This is a genomic window from Psychrobacter glacincola (genome assembly GCF_965118485.1).
GTDB classification, from domain to species: domain Bacteria; phylum Pseudomonadota; class Gammaproteobacteria; order Pseudomonadales; family Moraxellaceae; genus Psychrobacter; species Psychrobacter glacincola_D.
Window position 1 is genome coordinate 35,083 of the sequence record NZ_CBCPJH010000015.1, and the last position, 25,712, is coordinate 60,794.

Below are 25,712 nucleotides of genomic sequence, written 5' to 3' on the forward strand. Positions count from 1 at the left end.
GCATTGGTTAGTTACAGCCTAACCAAGCACTTGAATATAAGCGCCAGCACGTAACTCTTGTAGCCAATCTTCTTTTGCTTGTGGAGCTAGGCGTTGGTATAGCGCTTGACGTGCCATCGTACGACGATACTCATCGCTCACGTCTTGCTGACGTTGGCCTTCAACTTTAAGTATGTGCCAGCCAAATTGTGTTTTAAATGGGGCAGAGTAATCGCCAACAGCGGTGTTCTTCATCATCGCTTCAAACGGACCAATCATTTGATCTTCACCAACCCAATCTAAATCACCGCCACGTCCGGCTGAACCTGGATCATCTGAATATGTTGACGCCAGACTGGCAAAATCTGCACCATTACGTAGTTGGCTATAGAGGTCATTGATTTTTTGTTCAGCAAGCGCATCAGTTTGTAGCTCATCGACCTTGACTAAGATGTGGCTGGTGTTCCACTGAGGAACCAGCATGGTATCACTAGCTTTTTTATTAGCAAGCTTAATGATGTCAATCCCTTCAGGCGTAATTAAAGGCGCACTCACAGCACCCACTTCAAGCTTGGTAATCTCGCTTGAGAGCTCAGTAGGTAAGGCTGAGGCTTTATGAAAGCCCATATCGCCACCTTGTAGTTGGATAGGATAGTTGCCTTGACTGGCTGCGATCGCTGCAGCTACGTCGACATTGGGTACCAGCAGGCGAGTACGTAGATTTTGCGCTACTTTTAATGCATCGTTACGCTGCGCTTCTGATAGACGGCTATAGTCGTCTATATAGGGAACGCGGACATGAACGGTTTGATACTCACTTTGGTTCAGGCGTTTGGCTTCAGGTGAGGCCAAAAATGCATCAATATCTTGCTCACTAATGCGCACACGATTAGTGATTTGACGCTGTTGTAAGGCTTGAATAGCAGCATCTTCAATCAGCTGCGCTCGCAAAATAGCATAGCTGCCCGCTTTCGCCGAATCTAAACGCTGCTGAAGTGCACTAATGCTATTTAAACCTTCTGCTTGTGCTATCTGCTCTAAACGCTTATTAATAGCGGCTTCATCAGGATTTAGTCCCACACGTTTAATCAAAGACAGCTGTAATTCACGCAAGATAAGTGCGTTCAATACTTCTGACTGCAATTGTGCTGAATTGGCAATAGGTTCGCCTGCTGCTTTGGCACGTGCCTGAGTCTGAGCAATAGCAGCAACAAGATCACTTTTTAAAATTGCATTGTCATTAACCAATGCAATGATACCGTCTGTACTATTGGCAGGCGTTAAACGCGAGGCGCTGTTTTGCTGAGTGGTCGTTGCTTGCGCTTTCGCAGAATTGACGGTCGCTGCTTGCGCGCCGACGCTTAATACAAGCGCGGTTGTTAGCACCATAGTTAGGGATACTGCTTGGCTCGTCTGACGTAAAGTAAAAAATCTCATGATGCTCCTCATCAATGTCATTGCATCGGATGGTAATCGGTTAAACCCGCTCATTATACTTTGATTATTCAATAATATTAATAATCAAGTAGCGGCTTTAGTTGTTTATAATCAGGTAAAAACGTTTTTATACATAATAAGATATCAATTAGGTTAGAATCTGCCGAGCTATTAATCTTTCCAAGCGCTTTGAACCGGCTCAAAACCTAATACTTTATCAGCAAGCAGACGTGTTAGACGGCTACTACCACTACCAAGGCCACTCAATCTCACTTCTGCCATAATTGCCTGCGTTGGTTTGTCGTTGATATTTAAATCATTATAATAACGACGACCATAAACTGCAAAACCAAAGCAGCAATCTTCATAATCGACGCCAAGCAACGAGTCTAGCACCTGATTACGATTATAGTCATATTGACCTTGAGCCAATACACGCCAATTATTATTAATCGGGAAAACCGCTGATGCTGTCAATGCCGACAGTGGTAGCTGGTTGGTGTTTTCATCAGCCTGACGTTTGATGAAGCCCACATTAAATAAGCTGTTGTCGGTTGGTTGATAACGTAGCTCAGTGGTAATATAGTTTAAATCGTAGCTGTTGGTGAGTGCACCGCTTATATCAATCCAGACATTATTGTAAGGCTGGGTGCTGGTATCCCAGACTACTCCTGAAGACGATGAGGTAAAGACAAGCTTTGTATTATCAAGCGTAACGCGTCCATCATTGAGATAAAATTGTTCACCAATGCTACCATCAAAACGTGTCACGCCCGTTGCATCGATGTAACGATAGTTAATGCCTGGAGTGAAGGCGTGTAAATCTTGTAAGCGATCATGTCCCAAAAACCAGCTGTCCGAAAACAGTTGCTCATAGTTTATAGAGGCAATACGAGTATTAAAGTTTGGAATATCGTTTTGGTCTTTGTAAGGCGAGTAAGTATACTTTAATCGTGGGCTAAGCAAACGATAACCGCCTAAGGTATCGTCAAATGCCCCAAACGGTGAACCTGCTTGATAAAAATTTAAACCTGCATCAATACTGGCTTGCGGGACAAATACCGATTGGCTGCCATCGTTTTTATCCAAACCATTGGCCGCTAAGCTATCATCATCATAAGAGGTAAACAGATGCTGCAAGCTAAGCTTTGGCTTGATATAACCCCACGAATTCTCCATAGGATAAGAGGCACTGAGTTTATTATAAAAACGCGTGCCACTTTTTTCACTTTCAGAGCCATCATCGATAGACTTTTTAAAATAAGCAGAGTCACTCACGCCCGTAATGTCAAAATTCTTCGCCCAAGGCAGACGATAATCCAGTTTAAGCTGCGGCAGTCGTGAGTAAGGTTTATCTTTATCTTCCAATATCTGCCCATTACTGTTCAATGCATCGAGTGTCTGATAGGTTTCTACTTTTAGCTCACCATCAACATAATCGTTATAATAATTTAACTGTGCGCGGCGCGGCAGGTTTAAAGTGTTGTCTGATAAACCTAGCGTATCAAAGTCATTGAGATAATCGGAGTCAGACACATAGCTATATTTGGCTTCACCGGTTAGGCGTGGAATGCTAGTGGATGACCAGTAATGATCATAAAATAAACTACTACGATCTTCGCCATCATACTTTTTATCATTAGGTAGATAGGAGCCATTAAAGATCCCCTCGCCATAGTTTTCGGTTAAATAGCGGAACTCGCCAGAGAGCATGGGATTACGAGAGGTATAAATATGAGTATTTAGCGTAGCATCGTAGTTGGGTGCCAGATTAAAATAATAAGGAACATCAACTTCAAGCCCGTTCTTACTGCTAATGCTTGCGTTGGGCAATAAAAGACCGCTGCTGCGTCGATTGTCGATAGGGAAATTAAAATAAGGTAAATAGAATACCGGTACATCCGCGATACGGAAGGTGGTATTGTAGGCTTCACCGCGTCCGGTATCGGTATCTAAATCGATACTTTTGGCATCAAACTGCCATTTACGATTGGTCGGTGGACAAGTGCTATACATGACCTCATCCAACTCATACTGGCTCTCATTCGGTCGGTTCAAACGCTTGGCATAACCATGCGCTTGCAAATCCACGCTAGCAAACGCTACATTGGTCGCAGTAGATTGACCCGTTTCAGTATTATAATTTAAATTGTCTGCGACACCGATGAGACCACCTTGGGCGGCTTTATCAGTGATGCTAGCCTTACCGTTTGTCTGAGCGCGGTCTTGCGTCTGAATAGCATCATTGCCAGTCGCTTGGTCAGTAAACATCACTTTACCTTGCGCTGCCGCCACGCCATTGCTTAAATCCAAGACGATTTTTTCAGCTTCAATATGCTGAGTTCCTTGGTCAATAATGACATTGCCTGATAGCTCGGCATAATCGATATTATCGTAATAACCATAATCCGATTCCGCAAAGAGTGGCGCCTGATTATTAGAGATACCATTCAAATTGGGTGCTGGTTGACCATCACTAGCGCCAGCTTCATCGACAGCACGTTGGTAATTGGGGTTTTTCTTAGGATATACCCATTGACCTTCGCAGCGCTCAGCGCTATCAACAGAGTTTGGTAGTAGTTGCAGGTTTCTACCGACTGTTGGAATATTGGTTGTTACAGGTGTTAGGCTATTTTGATTGTCGTTTGCAGTTATAACATTCGTCTCTGGCGTAAGTTCATAAAACTCTGCCAAACGTTTGAGGCTCTCTTGGATGCTTTCGTCATTGGTATCAATGCGACTGCCACTCGTTTTTTTAGCTTTTGATGTGCTGTTGTCATTTACTGGGGTAGCAGGGCTGTTTTGACTGCTACTCGTCCGCTCATTAATAGCAGTAATATTACTTTTATTTAAAGTATCAGTATCTAAAGCAGCATCATTACTCAAACTGGCGTTTTCTGCCTCATTGTAAGCCGTTTGCTCATTATCATTCTGATAGCTAATGTCTGGATTGATTCTATTATTAACATCAGTATTAGCGTCAGTTGCAACATTAGCGGCATGCTGGTTTGAGTTATTAGTGACTAATGGCTCAGGCATCAGCGTATCAGTCTGATTGATAGCGGCACTGACAGCCAAGCTCGATAAGCCAAGCGCACCAAATAAAACCAAACGGATGCTTTGGTAAAGCGGAGAATATAACAAGGGCACACCTATGATTTGTAGAGCCTATTGAATGGCGATATGCCGTCTATTAGGCCTAATTTAGCCAGCTAAAACACTTTATAAACGATTAATAAATAATATAATATTAATAACTGCGACGTTTTACATATAATGACGACTAATCATAGTCAAAAAAAACCAAATCAGCTACACTATTTATCAAATTATTAAAGTTCATTAGCTAGCCAAGTGTTTTTAAGTGAGCTATTTTTGAGCCAATTCGTTTTTGAGCAAGTTTGTTTTTAAGACAGGAATGTCTGTTCAGCAAGCACTCACTATTTTAGCAAGTATTTGTACCACTTATCACTCATTTAGTTATTTACGACTTATATTTAACCTGCGATGCCTCCTATGACCGATCAAACCTTACCAGCGCCTGACGTAACTACCGACTTTATTGACCTGCGTGAACAACAATTACAAAGTTGGTTAGCGCAAATTTTTGTGGATCAACCATTTACCCTTGAGAGTTTACCGGGTGATGCCAGTGCTCGCCGTTATCATCGTATTCAGCTAATAGATAGCAATCAGGATGATGCAACAAAAACAGCGCGTTATATTGTCATGGATTCTGCTGACGAGCAAGACGCGATGCAGCAGTTTATTAATGTGGCAAAGCTTATGTCTGATGCTATTAACGTGCCCACGCTGCTTGCGCAAGATATTGAAAAAGGCTTTTTGGTCTTACAAGATTTTGGTGCAGTAGAGTTCGCTCATTTATTGGTTGGTGCTACTCCGGCGCAAGTAAATGACTACTATCAATCAGCGATGCAGACCTTAGTTGCGCTACAACAAATACCGGTAGAGACAGCAAAATCTCAGCATCAATTGCATGATTATGATGACGCATTGCTCAATCGTGAAATGGACTTATTTAGCGAATGGTTTATTCCGCATATTGGCGTGACACTTGATAAAGCATTGTGGGAAAATCTAAAATTAGCCTTGATAGAGGAGGTTTTATTGCAGCCGCAAGTCATCGTCCATCGTGATTATCATAGCCGAAATTTAATGCAAGATCAGGCGAATAATACGTGTTTAGGAGTGATTGATTTTCAAGATGCGGTGATTGGCGCGCACAGCTATGACTTGGTGTCACTACTGCGTGATGCGTATGTTGAATGGTCGGAAGCGCAAATAACGCAGTGGATTCATGACTTTTGGCAACTGCAAAAACAAGTAGGGTTACTAACAACAGACAGTGCTGAGCAGTTTGAAAGTCAGGTCAATATCATGGGTATACAGCGGCACCTAAAAGTACTGGGTATTTTTATCCGGCTTTATGAGCGCGATGGTAAAAGTCGCTATCTAGCGGATATTCCTAAAGTGATGCGTGATTTCCTATTTGAATTGGACTGGCTAAGCACTCAACTAACTACGCAAGGTAATGAGCGCCTGCAACAAGCTGTGCTACCGTTTAATGAATGGATTAGAGAGAGTGTATTGCCTGCTTATCAAACCAAGTTTGTGCAGCAATATATTTAACGCTATTGATAAATATTAGCCTCGTATGAATGTCGTTCAAACTAAGGAATATCCATGTCGGTAATAACACAAGCAATGATTTTAGCTGCCGGCAAGGGAACGCGCTTGCGTCCGTTGACCCTTGAGACACCAAAGCCATTAGTAGAAGTGGGTGGGCAGCCGTTAATTGTTTGGCATATTAAAGCACTCAAAGCGGCTGGTATTACCGACATTACGATTAATGTCTCTTGGCTCGCTGATAAGTTAATGGATACGCTCGGTGATGGCACGCAGTTTGGCGTAACGTTAAATTGGTCACTTGAAGAAGAAGAGCCGTTAGAGACAGCAGGCGGTATTCTCCAAGCGCTCCAAACCGGAAAATTAAAGGACGCGCCATTTATTTTGGTTAACTCTGACGTATGGACGACGTTTGATTTTACTAAATTAATTACTTATGAGTTAAGCGCAGACCAACGTGCGCATTTGCTGCTTATTGATAATCCTGAGCATAATAATGGTGGCGACTTTGCGGTCAATAATGGCTTGGCTAGTGAGCAAGCTATCGCTGATGCTGATAAATATACTTTTGCGGGAATTAGTGTCATGTCACCACGATTGGTTGATGGACTAGTAACAGGACAGCCAGCTGCACTTGGACCGTTACTTAGACAAGCCATGATAAAGTTCCAAGTAACGGCTGAGGTCATTACAGATAACTGGGTAGACGTCGGTACGCCTGAACGTCTAGCACAGATTAACGATTTTATAGAAAATAAAGGCACAGGCGCACATCGCGGCGCTTAAATAGTGTTTATTTGGTACATTACTCAAGATTTATAGGTGTAGTTAAAAAACCGCCGCCCTAATAGTATTAGAGCGGCGGTTTTTTTATGAAGGGACAAGGCTAGTAGATGAATATCTAAACGCCCATTGCCAATTTAATCAATTGTGCAATGATAAAGATAGTCAGAAAACCTGCGATATATAAGCCAATAAACCATGCCCATTGCGACTGCTTTTTACTAAGATTTTTCATCATACTCTCCTAAAAAGTATTCTCCTGAAAATTTAGGATATAAAATGTTACTTAATAGCTATTAATACATGTGCTCATGATCGGTTTTACCTTTAAAGGTGTAATAAGCAAAAGCCGTATAACTCAAAATAATCGGTAGCATGATACCGGCACCGATCAGCATAAATGATAATGAAGTATCCGCTGCTGCTGCCTCATAAATCGTCATCTGATACGGCACGATATAAGGAAAAATGGCAAAACAAACCCCGATGTAACCCATCAAAAACAGTGCGACTGTCAATAAGAATGGACGATATTCACGTTCACCAGTTAAGTCTTTACGCATCAAGAAAAATAGCAGCACGACAATAATCGGCATCGGTGCAAGATACAGTAGACCTGGGAAGCTAAACCAGCCTTCAAGCGCTTTTATATCTGAGAAATACATAAATATCGTTACTGCAATCATTGCTACAACCAATGCAGACAACATCCAGCCCGATACTTTACGTGCCCAAACTTGCAGCTTATGCTCAGTTTTGATAATCAGCCATGTCGAACCGAGTAACGCATAACCAATCATGAGTGCAATACCACAAGCGATAGAGAATGGCGTGAACCAATCAAAAGCACCGCCAGTATATAAGCGATTGCTAGCTTCTAATCCTTGGACTAAAGCTCCTAACATGACTCCTTGGAAGAAGGTTGCAACGACAGAGCCGATAAAAAAGAAATAATCCCATACGTAACGGTGTGAAGTGGCTTTGAAGCGAAATTCAAATGCCACACCGCGCATGATGAGACCAAACAGCATAAAGGTCACTGGCAGATAAAGACCGGTCATTATGATCCCATAAGCGACTGGAAAGGCAGCAAATAAACCACCACCGCCCAAGACTAACCATGTTTCATTACCATCCCAAAAAGGTGCGATAGAGTTCATCATGCGGCTACGGTTTTTATCGGAGCCCGCAAACGGGAATAAAATACCACAGCCCAAATCAAAGCCATCAAGTAACACATAAACGAAGACGGCTAAAGCGATTAAACCGCCCCAGATGAGGGGTAAATCTAATACATCACCAAAGTTAAACATTAGCGTAACCCTCCATCATCGACGTCATCGGCAGGTTTATCCAAATCTTCTACTTTCTCACTGGCGTTACTATCGCCACTTAACGTGCGACCTTGACCTTCAGTGATAGAATGCTCATAGAAATTATCAGCAGCAGGATCTTCGTAAGGTTGTGGGCCTTTAGCAATCAAGCGTAGGATATAAAAACTCCCTGCACCAAAGACAACGACATACAACACAATGAAGCCAATGAGTGTGGTTGCAACTTGCTGTGCGGCAACCGGCGACATACTCTCAGCAGTACGAATTACTCCATAGACTGTCCATGGCTGGCGTCCGGTTTCGGTAACAAACCAACCCGCAAGTAGCGCGATAAAGCCAAGCGGTGTCATCATCATCCAAAGGCGGTGAAACCATTTACTTTCAGGATCAAATTGTTGCTTTTTAAAGTATTTATAGAGACTAAACAGACCTACAAGCAACATTAACATGCCAATACTGACCATGACTCGGAATGACCAAAATACAATAGGGACGTACGGTCGATCTTCTGGTGCGAAGCTTTTAAGACCTTTTACTTCGCCATCTAATGAATGCGTGAGGATTAAGCCTGACAGATAGGGGATTTTAACTTCATAGTGGTTCTTTTCCGCTTTTTGATCTGGAATAGCGAATAATACAAGCGGTGCTCCACGCTCATTCTCCCACATACCTTCCATCGCTGCGACTTTTGCCGGTTGATGCTCAAGCGTATTAAGACCATGCATATCACCAATAAATATCTGTGCTGGCGCGACAAAAATAGCCATCACCATTGCCATACCAAGCATGACACGCCCATGTTTGCGATGTTCAAGATGTTTTTTAGATTGTAGATAATACGCACCGATACCACCGATAACAAAAGCAGTCGTCAAAAAGGCTGCGGTCATCATATGTGCATAACGATAAGGGAATGAGGGATTAAAAATAATTTCTAACCAATTGGTAGGATAAAGTAGACCATCGGCGCCAACCATAAAACCTTGCGGTGTTTGCATAAAGCTGTTGGCAGCCAAAATCCAAAAACCTGATATTAGCGTACCGATAGCAACAATCGCCGTCGCGGCAAGGTGCATGCGTTTACTAACGCGACCCCAACCAAATAGCATAATGCCTAAAAATGAGGCTTCTAAGAAAAAGGCAGTTAATACTTCGTAGGCGAGTAGTGGACCTATGACGTTCCCTGCTTTATCAGAAAACACAGCCCAGTTAGTACCGAATTGGTAGGACATTACCACGCCCGATACCACACCCATCCCAAATACCACAGCAAATATTTTCACCCAGTGTTTGTAGACTTCGGCATAAATAGGTTCGCCAGTTTTCAGCCAGCGAAACTCAAGAACAGTTAAAAAGCTGGCAAGTCCGATAGAGAAAGCCGGAAAAACAATATGCCATGAAATAACAAAAGCGAACTGGATACGCGCAAGCATCAGCGCATCCAGTTGGTCAATCATAAATGTAGCGAACATAAGCGATTATCCTTATATTGTAGCTGAATAGCGCTTGCTTCCATGATACGCTGAAGACATTGTTTGTGGCTCTCAGTCAATGCGGAGTCGTCAATAGAGTAATATCGATTAAGAACAATTATCAATTATTATCTGGCTATCATTGTCATCAGGATACTACTTTAGCTAAAATGATTCGAGCATCACTATTTAGTTAAAGTGAATAATTTATATCCTTATAAACTATAAAATTGATCGCTAATGACAGTCTTAAAATATTTTGTATTTCGCTATTATGCGCCTGACAATGCTTGCACGCAAGTTAGGGTAGCTTCTTAATACACACCTATTAGTCATAATTTATTAACAATGTTATTTAAAAAAAGCCATTGTTTAAGTGAGGTTATTAATAGACATATAACAGTAATATAAAACAACATTTTTTAATAATAGATTTTCGCTACAGATTATAAGAAAATTAATACATAGCTTGTTAAATTAGTGCTGTAATTGTTGATGCAAGATACGTCTCAGGGTCAAAATCGTTTGCGGGTTTTCTTGGATACTATGACCGCCATTGATGACGGTTTCAGACGCAGCGCCATCAAGGTGCGCACTGGTATAAGGCACGATGCCATCTGATAAGCGCTCCGTTAACGCTTGGCTAATCTCTTCATTGATAGTAACAGCAGCGACAAGCGGCGCCTTGCTTGGCAATCCATCCTTATCAGCATCAGCGCTTGTAGTATCTGTATTGCTTGTATCAATAGCCAAGATTTTACTATCGTCATCTTCTATAATTTCTTGCGATAAATCAATTTTTGCGCCATTTGGTTGCATCGCTGCAAGACCTCTGGTGATATCAGCATCGTTATTGGCGATTATTGAATGATAAGTGATGCGTTTATTAATGCTAATGTCTTTCGTTAATTGAATAAAAGAAGATTTATCACTTAATTGACTGGCACCATTTTGTAGATATAGCGCGCCTAATGGATTATTCGCCAAGTCACCTTGGATAGCAATGGTTGCTAAATTGTCGGTGACGGTTTTTACCAAACCAACAGGCAGATAAATAATGCGACGTAAGGCGCGAGTAAACCAACGATCGGCATAGTCTGTACCTCGAAAGGGTGAGGATAAGAATACCGCAGTATCAACTTGCGGCAGGGCGTTTAACTCAAAACGATTGCGTAGTTCCTGATTAGTAAGCGCCTGTTTGAGCATCGCATCAACCTGACGTTGGCTACTATTCCCAAGTAAATTCTTATCATCTAATGCATCTAAGTTGTTTGCCAAATTATCATCAGACAGCATCATACGAGCGATGATACCACCCATGCTATGGCTAATAATCACACTGTTCTTACTGGCAAGATTTTGCCCTTTAGGGTCAGTTTGCTTATAAGTACTTTCCAGTAAATTCTGGATTTGATAGCGGTTTTCTAAAATAGGTAAGTTGGTTGGATAAAAAATTTGCCATACCTGATAGTTATCACGCAATTTGTCATCATTAAAAATATCGTTGGTTAAATTGACCCATGTTGCCGGACTTGATGCCAAACCATGCAGCATGATAATCACTCGTTTATCGGGATCATAAGGTTCGAGCATAAAGAGCTTTGGTAGATTGGCCTCTTTTTGACGAGTAATGAGGTTTAAATAGCCGACGCCGTCGAGCTGGTTTTCTGCCAACCACAATCCATAACCAGCAGAGAAGTTAGCGGCTAGTGGATAGTCATCACCTAAGATGGAAGCGTTCTCACTGCGATATGGGTTGTATAAATGGATATCAAGCTCCTCACTACTGAGGGTGCCGAGCACGCTATCACCAGTTGGCTTAATCAGTCCGGTCATCAGCAAATGCCCAGTCGGATAAATGCGTGAGCTGGCTTCGCTATCATCTGTACTACCGTTAGTGGTTTCTTTATTCAGTCTACCTGATAGTGTTGCGGTGAGGAGTTGGCGGATAGTCGTGGTGTAGCGATCATCGAGTGAAGCAACCAAGCTAATACCCAATCCTGGTCGTTTACTGATTGAGTTAAGCCCAGACAGGCGTAGCTCGTAAGTCGAAACCAAGTCGGCAAGCGCTGAAGTTTGTTGATTGGCGTTTTTTAGATAGTTATTTTCATTAGGCAGATAGACATTAAGATTATAACTGTCTAGTTTTACCTTCATGACTTTGATTTGATCGGTAGGGTTACCTTTGAGTGGTGTACGATTGGCAATCGCTGCTTGCTCACTGCTATCGATGCTATTTGCCGCCGTTGGTAGATACTCCACTTTGACATCACCCATCATTCTATTGGTGCCACCTTTTGGTTGATATAGCTGGGTAATCACATCATTGCTGGCAGCGTTATAAATGTCTTGGGTTTGGATATCGATATCACTTGGTATGCGATTTTGCTGGCGAGTTCTGCCTTGCTCCTTATCCGCTCCTTCGAAGTCATGGATTAAACTGTCGTAAAACAAGTAAGTATAACTTGATTTAATGGCATCAAATAACTGTCCTTGATAATTCACTAAGCAGCTATTGGTTTTTTGCTTCTGCGCCTCATTAGCGGCATCGTCTAAGGAAGCGTTGGCAAAATAAGGATCAAGTGGCGGGCGGGCAAGCGCATTCTGGCAGTCCTGCGACTTCGCCAGCTCACGTGCTTTAGCATAATATAGCTCTGAGAAAACTGCCAATGCTGGGCGGTAATGTTCATTAAGCATGCTGTCATTTAGCTGCGTTAGGCACAAGTCAAATTGCTGCATACAGGCTTGCTCGTTGAGTCCTGCTGACAGCAAGACTGAAGCAGTATCACTACTTAATTTATTGTCAGTAACGATATTGCCTCGCTGTGCCGATATGGTTTTTGCAGACGCCTGTTTATTGACCGAGATAGTGCTACAAGCAGGCAATAGAGCCATTGCTGAGACTAACGCCAGTAGGGCAATAGGCTTTATATTCTTATTAATCGGCGTCAGCACATTATTGACAGGGTCAGCAAAAAACATAGGTATTATCCAGATAATAATGGTCAAGAATGCATCGTTAGGTAAGTAATAAATCAGAATGAGTGTAACGTAACTTTTGTGGCTCAACCATCAAATTTGCTGCCATATATTCAAATATTACCAAATTTGATTGATCTACTATTCTAGATAGGAGTCAATAAAGATTGTTCAAAACAAAGGGCATATATAGTCAGTCCTAAATAAAAAAGTACAAACATTATCACTTGCTACTGGGATTCTTTTAAAAGTGGATAGACTACATACAAAACAGCTTCCTGTAAGAAATAATACAGATGTGAGTTATTTAGCATTTTTATTAGGCAGAAAAAAGCGTCTTTATCTTATATTGTTAAGGATTCAACATAAAATAAAGACGCTAGTTATTTAATTACTTAATTATTTTTGATGACATCTTTTGCATACGTCACCTTATAAAATAAAGACGCTAGTTATTTAATTACTTAATTATTTTTGATGACATCTTTTGCATACGTCACCTTTTTAAATAGGTTTCATTTACATATTTGGCTTCACGTTTGAGGCTGGCAAATCCCAAATATAAAACTTACCATCTTCAACCAGTTTGATTTGTTGACGGATAACAGCATTATCAGAGACGGTCTGCTCAAGGCGGCGTAAGCGCTCGAGTGCTTTATCACGACGATCACTTAGTAAATCTGATTGTGCCAAACTTTGCTCTGCTTCGGTGTAACCTAGACTAACTGCTTTATCGAGGTATTTTTGTCCTTCTTTAAAACCGCCGCCTTCAGACAACATCAAGCCATATATAAAGTTGGCTTCAGCACTGTCAGGCTTGATTTTGATCGCGCGATCTACATATTGCCCGCCGCGTACCGTGTACTCTGAACCCAAATCTAAGTTACGTCCCATGCCGTTTAGCTTAGCTGCACGTAGTAGCACATCGTATGAGGCATTTGGTGATTTGGCATAAGTGTCAATCCAGTCTGTCATTACTTTGATCTTTTCACGAGCGTTATGACGTTGGGTGCGGGTAGCGAAATTTGGCGGATAGTGGCGTGCATTTGGTGACACCTCTGCAATAAAATCATCTAATAAGCTGACATCTAATTTATCAGTACCAAGACCTTTTTGTTGCGGTATCAAGATCGTAGGTACAAAGCTGATATCAGAAAGCTGTACTTGCGGCGTTGGGATATTTGCCAACTGACCACCACGTAAATCAATACCTGAGGTATTCATTGGTCCACGCTCATAAACACGAGTGGTTCCTGTAAACTCAAGTTCTTGATTGGCTTGTGCCTGAGCTGCCGTTAAAGGGATACGGGTTGGTTGCGTGTTGGTTTGCTGAACATTGCTTTGTTGTGCATTGCTTTGTTGTACGTTGTTTGCTTGAGCACTGCTTTGTTGAGCAGTATTAGCATTTGACTGTAAGCTATCTGGCGCAGTATTTATTGGTGCTTCATACTGAGTACTACTAACAGCAGCGTTAGGTTTAGCAAGGCGAATCACACGTTTACTTGAATCAACCGCACTTGGTACAACGGTACTTGCGGTAGCAGCAGTGTTTTCAGCTGCGTTTGCAGGCGCAGACAGCATCATGGCACATGCTGCGGCTAATGCGGTTAAAGTCGCAAGCTTGTGTGATTTGTTAGAGTTAGTAGGTTGGCTGATCGCTTTCATATAAATAGTTACCTTGTTTAATAGCTATGTTTAATAGCTATGTTTAATAGTTATCTTGTTTACTTGGTCGTTATTAATAAATCCGTTGATTAATAGTGATGTCGCACTGTTATGGTAAATATTAAAATCGTACAAATTTTTCATACCGTAGCAAATTAATATCAATGCTATCAATAGTAGGATTGTTAAAAGTCAATACTGAGTCATTCTTTGTGGCTGTTATAGTACATAATAAAGTTCACTGTATTGACGATTATAAATGATAAGCGGTGGCTTTCATCCGATTGGCCATCCATCTCATGGTATGGCGTACTGGTGGCGACAATGCAACACCACCATTAGCAAGCGCCAGCTCACGATGGTGCAATTCTTCAATATCCATTTGTGCCAATATCTCTTTTGAGCGCAAGTCCTGTGGTGGCAGTTGCCCAATATGGTCTTGTAAATGCTCACTAACTTGTGCTTCTGTTTCGGCGACGAAGCCCAAGCTAAACTCGTTAGAGATAGCACCAGCGACGGCACCAAGACCAAATGACATGCCATACCATAACGGCGTAAAAATACTTGGATGGCTACCAAGCTCGCTTAGACGAGTCTCACACCAAACCAAATGATCGACTTCTTCTTCAGCTGAATGCTGCATAGCTTGTTTAACGTTATCGTCTTTGGCGCTAAATGCTTGACCGTGATACAACCCTTGCGCGCAGACTTCACCAGTATGATTGATACGCATTAATCCTGCGACATGACGCGCCTCGGTGATGCTTAGCTCAGGAATGGCATCGCTGCTGACAGGCAGTGGGCGAGTACTCGGGTTTGAATAAGGTACGACCGCGCGCAATGCCTTGTCTACCCCAAGTAATAAGTGATCGATTTTTGATAAGGGACGCAAAGCCATGGTTCACTCCTGATGGCAATATTTATTATTTGAGTCAATGACTTTACTATAGCAAACAATTGCGATTATCGGCATGATAATTATCATGGCTTATGACTAGCTGTTAAAATAAGCTATTAAACCTATTTATAAAGCTAACCTACTATTAAATGCGTATTCATTTGAACAAGCTTTAGCTTAATAGAATCGTATTACTTGGATTTACTATCTCACTAATCGTCTCTATTAAGCTCGTCATCATGAGTTTGGATGCTATCATGTTGAATATGCTTGTTGAGCTTGGTATATAAAAATACGCCAAAGACAAGATTTAGCAAGCCTGTCACTAGGAATAATTGCGGTAACGCCATACCTAAGCTGTTTAAGACCACGATGGAGAAAATAGCGGAACCAACCATAAATATGGCATTGAATATATTGTTGGCACCGACGATGCGTGCGCGGTGACTTTTGGGTGCATAAGCCTGCATCGAAGCATACAAAGGCACAATATATAAACCGCCACTAAAGCCTAAGAAGAATAAATCGACAAACACACGCCAGCTACCAGCGATTTCGAACAGTCCACCAACCCCAATCAAGGTTTCGCTATTCACGTCAACGGATAATCCTGATAACGAGAAATACAAGTCAATGGCAAAAATACTTAAACCAGCGATACCAAAGGGTAGCAGTCGTAAGCTGACCTGATTTTTAGTGAGCCTTTTACATAATAAAGAGCCGATAGAAACCCCAACTGAAAATAAAGTCAGTAAGAAGATTACGACTGACTCATCGCCGTGAAGTATGACTTTACTAAATTCAGGCGTTTGGGTTAAAAAGGTAGCGCCATAAAACCAAAACCAGCTATTGCCCAAGATAACAAAGAATAAAAATCGTAACGAATATAAGTAGCGCACCGTTGAGACACTGGTAGTGAAGATGTTCCAATTAATTTTTAAATCAGGCTGCATCGCTGGCATGGTAGGTATCGATCGTGCGGCAAAATAGCCTAATACCGCAATAACCAAGACCGTCGCGCTAATCCAGTATAGCGGCTGCGGCACTTGGGTTAGTATGCCCGCCATAATCATACCGAGTAATATCGCTAGTGACGTGCCCATTTGAAACAAGCCATTGGCACCGACCAATTCATCTTCGTGCATCGCTTGTGGCAAATAGGCATATTTGATAGGTCCAAAAAAGGTAGATTGTGTCCCCATCAAAAACAGCGCCACAAATAACAGGGCATACCACTCAAATACAAACCCTACGGCTGCAATGACCATAATAGACAGCTCAAGTAGCTTGGTAAAGCGGGTCAGTTTGGATTTCTCAAACTTATCAGCGATTTGCCCTGCCAATGCCGAAAACAGGAAGTAAGGCAAAATAAATAGCATCGCCGCTAAGTTATTTAAAATACTGACCTCAACGCCAAGCTGACTTGCTGCCGTGTAGGTCAGTACTAATATTAGTGCCTGCTTAAAAATATTGTCGTTAAACGCGCCCAAAAACTGGGTAAAGAACATGGCACTAAAACGGCGGCGTTTAAATAACTGAAACTGATTGGCCATGAAAATTCCTACAAATGGGTCAAGGCAAGTAAAAGAGGCGGAAGTCGTATAAGATAGCCGTCAATATTATTAGAATTATCAACACTATCAAAAACTTAACTAAATATGACGTAGGTTTTGTCACTATTAAACCGTATAATAGCAAGGCTTTGATAAAAATACATGAACTCGCCACTATGATTTCATAATTATCTAAGTTATGATTTGTAATTTTTGGTCGAGTAAATCCTGATATAGCGAGTGGTAGCAGAGATTTGCAAGCGCTCAAAACGGTTTAACAAGGGTGTTTATTTAAGTACTGAAAATTAAATAAAAATTCCAAAGCATTAGATAAAAATCAGAGTAGCAAGTCAAAAACCGCTTTAGTTTATTGAAGTAGCCATCATTACCGCTAAGATTTAGCAGTCGTCATCGTCAGCAACCTTGCACTGCGTGAGGGGATAGGAAATAAATATGAAACACCAGCCTTCAACGCCAGCGCCCAGTTTACGCGTTATGTCGCCTGACAACTTAGGTCACAAAGATGGTGTAAATAAGTCTAGTGCTGCTAGCAATACTATTGATGCGCCGCGCCTTTATTTTAGTCGTACGGCGCTTTTTAGTGCCTTGACCACAAGCTTGGTTGGCTTTGGCTGTAGTATGGCGCCTGCTGCTTTTGCCGCTACTGCTGACGTCAATAACAGCAATATTAATAATAGCCAAACGATGATAAAAAAGGCAGCGACGTCTGCGTCAGAAATGCCAAACACATCTAGTGTGTCAACAGTGCAACCATCGATCTCTAATGACAGTCAAACAGATATTGCTTTAGATGCGCTGCGGCTGAAAAAGGCGGTTGAGCAAGGCATTATCGATCAATCTGTATTGGATGATTATAGTGAGCAAACTCTAGGTATAAAAAAACCTAAATCAGGAAGCAAAAATAGTAATAATAATGAACAGCTCAATATAGCCGATACTAATGAAAATATAGAGCAACAAGCCGCTGCGATACAACAGCAAGGCTATCAGATGATGACACCTGACGAGATTGACCGTGAGCTTGCGGCAATGGATAGGCAAAATGCGCAAGATATCGATAACATAAGTAGTAATAATGTCGGTAGTGCTAACAATAGTGGCTTTAATGCACCGATTGCTACTTTAGACGCTATCGCCCCGCCGATAGGTCTAGATATCGAATTGGATGCCAGTAGTCTGCCAACACCCAGTAATTTGGATACATTAGGCATCAGCGAAACCGCTGCTGACCGAGCCGAAACCGCAGAAATTATGTCGCGTCCCATTGAGGTAAGCGATGCTGTGAGTAGCGGTAGTGCGAGCCAGACTATCGATAATGATATTTTAGCCAATATAAATCAAGAAAAAAATACCGCAGGCTCTATCAATCCTAATGATTATTTGCCTGATTATCAAAACGATACTGAAGCCGTTAGCGAAAGCATTGAGCAAGCCAAAACCCCAAGTCCAATGGCGCGAAATAAAGGCAATATCGTTAAGCGTCTTTATGATCGCTTGTTTAATGCAGGCTCGCTGGCGCTACCGCACATAGATACAACCATTTATCTGCAACAAGTTGCGGCTAATACCAATGCTGTCACTAGCAAGACAGTATTAGTCAAAGCTGATAATGATGTGCAGCCAATGAAGAACATCAAAGCAGCGCTCGATGAAACCACTGTACAGTCTGTCATTGACTTTACAGCGGCGCTACCACGCTTACGCCAAACAGCAGTGGATGCCGCAAAAGCAGTGGGTTATTATGATATCAGCTTACGTTTGCGCCAGCCTTATACGAACACGATTGATGTTGTCATCGAAAAGTTAGGTGAGCCAGTGCGCGTTGATAGCCGAATTGTCGATATTCGCGGTGAAGGCAGTGAGCAAAAAGAATTTGCCGCGTTAGAAAAAGACTTGCCACCAAAAGAGGGTGATATCTTTAACCACCGTGTTTATAAAGACAGTAAATCAGCGCTTGAGTCACTCAGTAATACCTACGGTTATTTTGACCAGTATTGGTTGAATAAATCTGTGGATATTATCTTGCCTGATAATACTGCTGATGTGTCACTGGTCTACAATACCGGCAATCGTTATAAGTTCGATGAAGTGGTATTTTTTACTTATGATAAAGAATCAGGCACCTTAACTCGCGACCCTGCAAAACTGCCCGTTGAACTGTCATTGTTAAGACAATTATTTGACTTCAAAGAAGGCGATCCTTTCTATCGTCCGGCAGTGACCAAATTCAGTAATGATTTATCAGCGACCCGCTATTTTAATACCATCAACGTTGAGTCGATTTTGCCACCCGATGAGCGTACACAAAGCGCTACGTTAGCCTTTGATAATACTCTAAATACTGATACTAATGGTGATAGCGTCGACCTTCTAGATGGTGATATTAATAATGCCTCCGATGTGAGTAATGCTCGCCAAATAGATGGTATTGGCAATGACGGTGCTATTTATAGCAGCAGCGGCGAAAAAGTAAACGCTGCTGACATTGCTGCCATTGAATTTTCAGCTGATGAAGAGACCCTTGAGAAGCTACAGGCAATTAAGCAAAAAGCAGAGCGCCTAAGCCGTTTGCCAAGCGATCGCGTGTTAGACGAAAAAGACCAAAAATCAAATAATATTTTAGGTAAAATCAGTGACTCTATTAGTGATATCGTGCAAAAGGTATTCCCTGATGAGAAAAATATACTGGCGGATGAGAATTTTGTACCTCCGACATTGGCAGGGCGTAAGACACCAGAGGAAGTATTAGAGAGCAAAAAAGTACCGCTATATGTGTTCGTTTCTGCTAATAAACCACGCGATGCCCAAGTCGGTCTAGGTTATGGTACCGATACCGGCGTCCGTGCAACAGCGAAGATAGATTATAATCTGCTGAATCGTAAAGGCTATCAAGCAGGGTTTGAGACAGAAGTTTCCAGAATAACTAAAAATGCCAGTGTTTATGCAAGTCGACCATGGAAACACCCGCTAAATGATAAATTAGATGCACGTTTAACTTACGAAGAAGAAGTTATCGATCAAGGCGAAGGTAACTTTGATTTATCTACCAAAACGGTAAAAGCGGCGTTGACCCGTAATATTCGCCGTGAAAACAGCTGGAATCGTAGCTACTCGTTACGCTACCGTTTAGATGAGTTGGAGACAGGTATTGATGATACGCAGTTAGATGACCTTCCTATCCGCTTTACGTCCTCTACGCCTAGACAGCAAGCGTTATTACTTGGTTATGGTATCAATAAGACAGACGTTGATAGCGCCACCAATCCAACTCGCGGTATTCGTCAATATTACTCGATTGAAGCGGGCGCTGATAAAGCGCTTAGCGAGACCAATTTAGCAATCGCTCGCGCTGGGGTTAGCGGTATTTATAGTTTTGGTAGCGATGATAAGCACCAAGTGCTTGGCAGTATCAATACTGGTTATATTTGGGCAGATGACTTTTATGAGGTTCCTTATAAGTTGCGTTTCTTTGCCGGTGGCGATCAAAGTATCCGTGGTTATGACTACGAAAGCTTATCGCCAATAGATAAAGGCTATCTGACAGGCGGGCAAATACTTGCGGTTGGTAGTGCAGAGTATAACTATGAGTTTAAACCCGGCTTTCGCGGTGCGGTTTTCACTGACATCGGGAACGCTTACGACAAAGATTTTGAGACAGATACCAAAGTCGGCGTCGGCGTTGGTATCCGCTGGGCATCACCCGTTGGCGTGGTGCGCGTCGATGTAGCAGCTGGCGTGACAGAAGAGAATATTCCAGTCAGATTACATCTGTTTATTGGCTCTCCTTTATAAAAATAGCATATAAGCAGAACCGTTTTATTTATCATTCTAGCGCTTGCTGGTAATCATTCTTTAACGTAGTTGAGTGTCATGTCGACCGAAAATAACCCGCCTAATAAGACGTTGGATGAAGATCCAGCACAACGAGACGCCCGCGCGGTAAAACGTTGGTATCCATTATCTTTTGTGCTCAAATTACTGGTGCTGATTCTTATCGTGCTAGCGATTATGTTTGCTATCTTTCTATATGCAGCGGGGACAGAGTCAGGCACTAAGTTTATTTTAGAGAAAATCAGTGCAGAAACGGGTATTGAGTTCAAATATGGCAGCGGCAATCTACGTGATGGTCTTTGGATCAATGATATCGACATCAAAGCAACTGAAGATCTTGAGATATTAGTCGATAAAGCTTACGTCAAAATAGGTTGGCGCGCCATTTTTGCCAAAGAAGTGCACTTGCGTGATGCAGATATACAAACTATCGAGATTATCAATAAAAAACCGCCAACAGGCGAGGCGTTCGATTATAAAACCCTTAGCTTACCGGTTAATCTACGTTTCGATCACGCAAAAGTAAAAACCATTATTTATAAACAAGTTACTAGAGATGATATTGTCATTCATGATATTACTGCGCGTGATCTAACATGGGTAGGCAGTAAAGTAAATGTTGGTCGTGGCGACCTACACTATGCTGATATTGTAAAAATCAGTGCCTTAAAAGGTAATATCGATCTACAAGGTGACTATCCGCTAGACCTTACGGCAATTGCTGAAGTCAGTGCATTAGAGAAAGTCTATGTAGATCCGCTTGATATTACGGCAACTGGTAGCCTAAAACGGACAGTGGGCAAGGTACGTAGTCGCTATAATGATAGTGACGTGAGTGGTGATATTGTTGTACAGGGACTCGATGAAGGCGCACCGTTCCAAGCCAAGCTACAATGGGATGATATCCTTGTTCCTTATGCAGACAGTCAAGGTATCCATCTAAAAAGTGGTACAGCGACCGCATCAGGCGTTATCTCTGAGATACGCTTACGTATTAATACCGAATTGACCGCCAAAGACATTCCTTCAGGTCACTATCAAGGGCGGGGTATCATTGCCAACAGTCAACTACGTATTGACAGTCTGAATGCCAATGTTCCTGCTGGGCGTTTATTTGCACAAGGTATTTTAGATTGGAAAAACAGCTTTGATGCCAAAGTAGTTGCCACGGGTAGTAATTTTGATATTCGCCGTGCTATTCCTAAAGACTATGCCGACTATAAAGTCTACGCGCCACAAAAGCTTGATGGCAAGCTGTTCGTCCATTATCAGCACAAAAATACCACGGGAAATCTACAGCTCAATGCTGATTTGCGGCAGCAAGATGGTGAGCATGTCAACGCTAAAATCATACAGGGTAAGAAGCTAGCCAAATCTAAACAAGCAGCGCCTTTGTATATAGATGCAACTTGGCAGAATCTAGTGCGCAAACAACTACCAAATATCGGTAATGTGGATAGTCCAAGCGGTAAAGCCAGTGTCATCGTCCGTGGTTCGCGTTTATCTGTTGATGCCAATGCAATGATTAATGAGCTTAACGTTGCGCCCAAAGGTAAATATGACGTGCGGGTAAATAAAGCTGGCGATATTATTGACATCAACCGCCTAAATTATAAAGGTGTGGTGGGCGACTTATCGGGAACAGGTCAGATTCAATTGGCCAGTAAAAAATCGCCGCTCACGTGGCAGATTGATGCACGTACCAATGGCTTATTACCTAAAAAATACCGTAGTGATATACCACTTGAGCGCCTAACAGGGCGTATCAATGCGCGCGGGCGCATGTTAAATATCACCAAAAACCGTGTCAAAGGTCAACGTCATATTATTAATTTTGATAATACGGATTTGCAGGCGCAGCTAGATGCCACGCAGAAAGGTCGCGCTATCGGCATTACTGGGGGCGGCGATGCCAGTGTCGATATTATCGGCGGTAAATTATCCGTGTTTGATGCACGTTTTGATGGTCAGATTGATACGGCTGATGTGCCAAAAGGTCACTTATCCATCGACGCCGCTGGTACGCCAAATCTGATTAGCGTTCGCAAGTTAAATTACAATGGCGAAGCAGGTGCGGTCAAAGCAAAAGGTGTCATTGATCTGCGTAAGAATATCGGTTGGACGCTAGACGGTCGCTTTGATAAGTTCAATTTGGGTTACTTCTTACCCAATAATGCCGCCATCATTACCGGTGATTTAAAAACCACTGGCGAGTGGCAAACGCCACCCAAAAATAATGCCAAAGCAAAAGGAACACTAAAAAACTTTGTTGTAAACTTTGATGGTGTCTTAGATGCTGAACAGCTACCGGCAGGTAAAATTACCATTGACGCTAGTGGTAATGGGCAGCTTATTCGTATCAAGCGCTTCCGTCATGTGGGCGCGGCAGGCAGTATTGATGCTAAGGGTACGGTCGATGTGCGTCAGGGTCTTGCTTGGGATATTGATGCGGTCATGGATCGCTTTAACTTAGGTTACTTCTTTAAAGACATACCGAGTACGATTACCGGCACTATTGATAGCAATGGGCGTTGGGGTGATAACCAGCAAATCATTAACATCGAACAGGTGAATTTGACTGGCATGCTAAAAGGTCAACCGCTTAGCGCCAAAGGTAGCTTGACCGCAAAATTACATCTACCAAAAGATTTAGCAGGCTATTTTAAACGCTTACAAAAGCAAGATGCGCAGGCACAATATAAGCAAGTGAATGCCTTAATCGAAAGCTTAAATGCGAATAATTTGCTGTTACGTTGGGGTGACAACTATATCACTGCCAATGGTAATGACAAACAGCTACAAGCCAAGATTAATATCACAAGCCTTGATCAGCTCTCAGACAAGCTTGCTGGTAAAGTCTCTGGTGGCGCTACTTTGTCGCAGCCAGCAGGGCAAGCGTTACCAACACTCTATGTGGATTTGGTTGGTGAGCGTATCACGTTACCAGGCTTTACCTTACGTCAAGGGCGCATACGCGGCAAACTGGTTAATCTAGCAAACAGTCCAAGTCAGTTTATTGTTACCGCTGAAGGGTTAGAGGCGGGTGGTCAAAGCTTCAAAAATCTTAAAGCGACCTTTAATGGTACTGAACAAGTACATGTGGTCGATTTTGATTTGGTCAATGAGAAGCTTGATGTCTCCGCAAGGCTTAAAGGCGGTTTTAATCGAGATAAGCTGATCTGGTCAGGCGTCATCGGTAAGGGTCAAGTTGCTTCCAAATATGCCACCTTAAATCAATTACAGCCGGCGCAATTGATTGTTAATTTACCGCAAAAACAAGGTAAAAGTAGCAGCGATTTAAAAGTGCAGCTGGCGGCGCATTGTTGGCAAGCGACTGACCAAACCGGTAAGCTGTGCTTACGTAAAAACCTCATCGCTTCAGCGGCAAGTGGTCAAGTTGACTTGGCGATACAAAAACTAGATACCTCGCTATTTTCAGCGTTTTTACCAAAAGATATTGATTGGCACGGCAAGATTAACGGTAAAGCTATTGTCGGTTGGCAACGTGGTCGTCCACCAACTATTAATACCACTCTGTATTCTGATAACGGCAAAATTGGCTTGATTCAAGACGGCGACAGCTTGCCTGTTACCTTACCTTACAAACGTGTTTCGCTCATTGCCGTATCTGTGCCAGATGGTCTAAAGATACGCTCAGATATTAATACCGGTCGCGGTGCTCGTGGCTACGCAGAAGTCATTGTCGACCCTTATAAGACACCGAAACCAATCACGGGTGCGCTAGTACTTAACGAGCTTAATTTGGCTATTTTTAAACCTTTCTTCCCTGGTATGCGTGTGCTTGAAGGCAATATTACGATGGCAGGTGGTTTGGGTGGCACACTTGACAAGCCGCAATTTTACGGTGATGTGAAACTGTCTAAGGGTCGTATTGCGATGCTCGATTTGCCAGTGAATTTAAGGCGGGTTAATGTCGATGCCAAGATTCGTGGTACGGAAGCGACTATTGATGGTAAGTTCAATAGTGGTACAGGCACAGGTACACTGACTGGTACTGTCAATTGGCAACAAAAACTACAAGCGAAGCTCAGTATTATCGGTAAGGGTTTAATACTGACTCAGCCGCCATTGTTAGTGGCCAGTGTCGATCCTGATATCGATATCATCGTGCGTCCGACCGATCGCTATGTCAATATTACTGGGGCAGTCAGTGTGCCATCAGCGACTATTCGTCCGCCAGAATCCAGTGAAGATATCATCACGCAGACCGAAGATGCAGTAGTACTTGACCGCCGTCTTATTGGTAATATTGAAGAGGTTCTAGCCATCTCAAAACCTTGGTCAATCAATACCGATATCGGCATCGATTTGGGCAATGACATTAATTTCCGTGGTTTTGGTGCGGTGATTCCTCTAGCAGGTGCCATTCATGTGACTCAAAGTGGCACAGGCATCATGCGTGCGAAGGGCGTGGTACAGGTATCACGTCGTACCAATATCAATGCCTTTGGTCAGAACCTAGAGCTTAATTATGGACAGGTGCGCTTTGACGGTGATGTCATGAAGCCAAACCTGAGTATTGAAGCGGTCAAAACTATCAGTGGAAAAACCGTCGGTGTCCGTGTCAAAGGTAATACTGAAAGCCCTAATATTATCGTTTTCAATAATGCTGGGCTGACGCAGCAGCAGGCGATGAATGCCTTGATAACGGGTCGTATTAATAATCAAAGTGCTACTCAAATCAGTGAGCAGGGTTTTAAATCACAAGTTACTAATAACTTAGCGGCGGCTGGACTTAGCTTTGGCCTTAGTGGCACACGTAATTTGACCAATCAAATCGGTCAAGCGTTTGGCTTCCAAAGCTTAACCGTTGATGCTTCAGGTAGCAGTGAGGATACCAACGTCAATGTCACAGGCTATGTAACGCCCGACTTATATATCCGCTACGGTGTGGGCGTTTTTAATGCACAAAATAGCTTATCGATACGTTACCAGTTGACGCGCCGTATCTATGTAGAAGCAACGTCAGCAGCAGAAAATGCAGTTGATGTGGTTTATAGTTGGCAGTTTTAGAAATTGTAGCTAGATAGCCAGTCTCATAATTATTATGAGACTGGCTGACTGAAAGCAGCTATTTATAATTTGACCTATT

13 protein-coding genes are annotated in these 25,712 nt (G+C 42.5%); 4 read left to right on the forward strand and 9 right to left on the reverse strand.

Features of this window, described 5'->3' with window-relative positions:
• Positions 1-18 precede the first annotated feature (18 nt).
• Both ACMHKH_RS07405 and ACMHKH_RS07410 read right to left on the reverse strand, forming a co-directional pair.
• The gene (locus ACMHKH_RS07405; protein WP_413520001.1) at positions 19-1,416 is read right to left on the reverse strand and encodes a peptidylprolyl isomerase; all 1,398 of its coding nucleotides are present in this window, start codon (positions 1,414-1,416) and stop codon (positions 19-21) included.
• Between the two features lie 171 nt (positions 1,417-1,587).
• Entirely contained in the window at positions 1,588-4,560 is a 2,973-nt protein-coding gene (locus ACMHKH_RS07410; protein WP_413520002.1) for an LPS-assembly protein LptD, read from the reverse strand.
• 372 nt (positions 4,561-4,932) lie between these two features.
• Between ACMHKH_RS07410 and ACMHKH_RS07415 the strand changes: the two genes are divergently transcribed.
• Both ACMHKH_RS07415 and murU read left to right on the forward strand, forming a co-directional pair.
• Complete coding sequence (locus ACMHKH_RS07415) at positions 4,933-6,066, forward strand: aminoglycoside phosphotransferase family protein (protein ID WP_413520003.1); 1,134 nt, start codon at positions 4,933-4,935, stop codon at positions 6,064-6,066.
• A gap of 54 nt (positions 6,067-6,120) precedes the next feature.
• A complete protein-coding gene (gene murU / locus ACMHKH_RS07420; RefSeq protein WP_413520004.1) occupies positions 6,121-6,849 on the forward strand; it encodes an N-acetylmuramate alpha-1-phosphate uridylyltransferase MurU in 729 nt (242 codons plus the stop codon).
• Positions 6,850-6,964: 115 nt separating this feature from the next.
• On the opposite strand, the gene ACMHKH_RS07425 is transcribed toward murU, so the two are convergent.
• The 7 genes from ACMHKH_RS07425 to ACMHKH_RS07455 form a co-directional block, all read right to left on the reverse strand.
• On the reverse strand, positions 6,965-7,081 hold the full coding sequence (locus ACMHKH_RS07425) for a DUF2474 domain-containing protein (protein ID WP_413520005.1): 117 nt from the start codon (positions 7,079-7,081) through the stop codon (positions 6,965-6,967).
• Between the two features lie 61 nt (positions 7,082-7,142).
• Complete coding sequence (gene cydB / locus ACMHKH_RS07430) at positions 7,143-8,159, reverse strand: cytochrome d ubiquinol oxidase subunit II (RefSeq protein ID WP_413520006.1); 1,017 nt, start codon at positions 8,157-8,159, stop codon at positions 7,143-7,145.
• Positions 8,159-9,652: a cytochrome ubiquinol oxidase subunit I gene (locus ACMHKH_RS07435; RefSeq protein WP_413520007.1), complete on the reverse strand. Its 1,494-nt coding sequence runs from the start codon at positions 9,650-9,652 to the stop codon at positions 8,159-8,161. The genes cydB and ACMHKH_RS07435 overlap by 1 nt, the downstream gene beginning before the upstream one ends.
• Positions 9,653-10,129: 477 nt before the next feature.
• Entirely contained in the window at positions 10,130-12,634 is a 2,505-nt protein-coding gene (locus ACMHKH_RS07440; RefSeq protein ID WP_413520028.1) for an esterase/lipase family protein, read from the reverse strand.
• Between the two features lie 516 nt (positions 12,635-13,150).
• The gene (locus ACMHKH_RS07445) at positions 13,151-14,296 is read right to left on the reverse strand and encodes a tetratricopeptide repeat protein (RefSeq protein WP_413520008.1); all 1,146 of its coding nucleotides are present in this window, start codon (positions 14,294-14,296) and stop codon (positions 13,151-13,153) included.
• Between the two features lie 253 nt (positions 14,297-14,549).
• Positions 14,550-15,188 (reverse strand): 2-polyprenyl-3-methyl-6-methoxy-1,4-benzoquinone monooxygenase, encoded by a 639-nt coding sequence (coq7, locus tag ACMHKH_RS07450; protein WP_413520029.1) that lies wholly within the window; start codon positions 15,186-15,188, stop codon positions 14,550-14,552.
• A gap of 218 nt (positions 15,189-15,406) precedes the next feature.
• Positions 15,407-16,747: an MFS transporter gene (locus ACMHKH_RS07455; protein WP_413520009.1), complete on the reverse strand. Its 1,341-nt coding sequence runs from the start codon at positions 16,745-16,747 to the stop codon at positions 15,407-15,409.
• A 453-nt stretch (positions 16,748-17,200) separates the two neighbouring features.
• Between ACMHKH_RS07455 and ACMHKH_RS07460 the strand changes: the two genes are divergently transcribed.
• Positions 17,201-20,560: an autotransporter assembly complex protein TamA gene (locus ACMHKH_RS07460; protein WP_413520010.1), complete on the forward strand. Its 3,360-nt coding sequence runs from the start codon at positions 17,201-17,203 to the stop codon at positions 20,558-20,560.
• Positions 20,561-20,638: 78 nt separating this feature from the next.
• Complete coding sequence (locus tag ACMHKH_RS07465) at positions 20,639-25,633, forward strand: translocation/assembly module TamB domain-containing protein (protein WP_413520011.1); 4,995 nt, start codon at positions 20,639-20,641, stop codon at positions 25,631-25,633.
• Positions 25,634-25,712 lie beyond the last annotated feature (79 nt).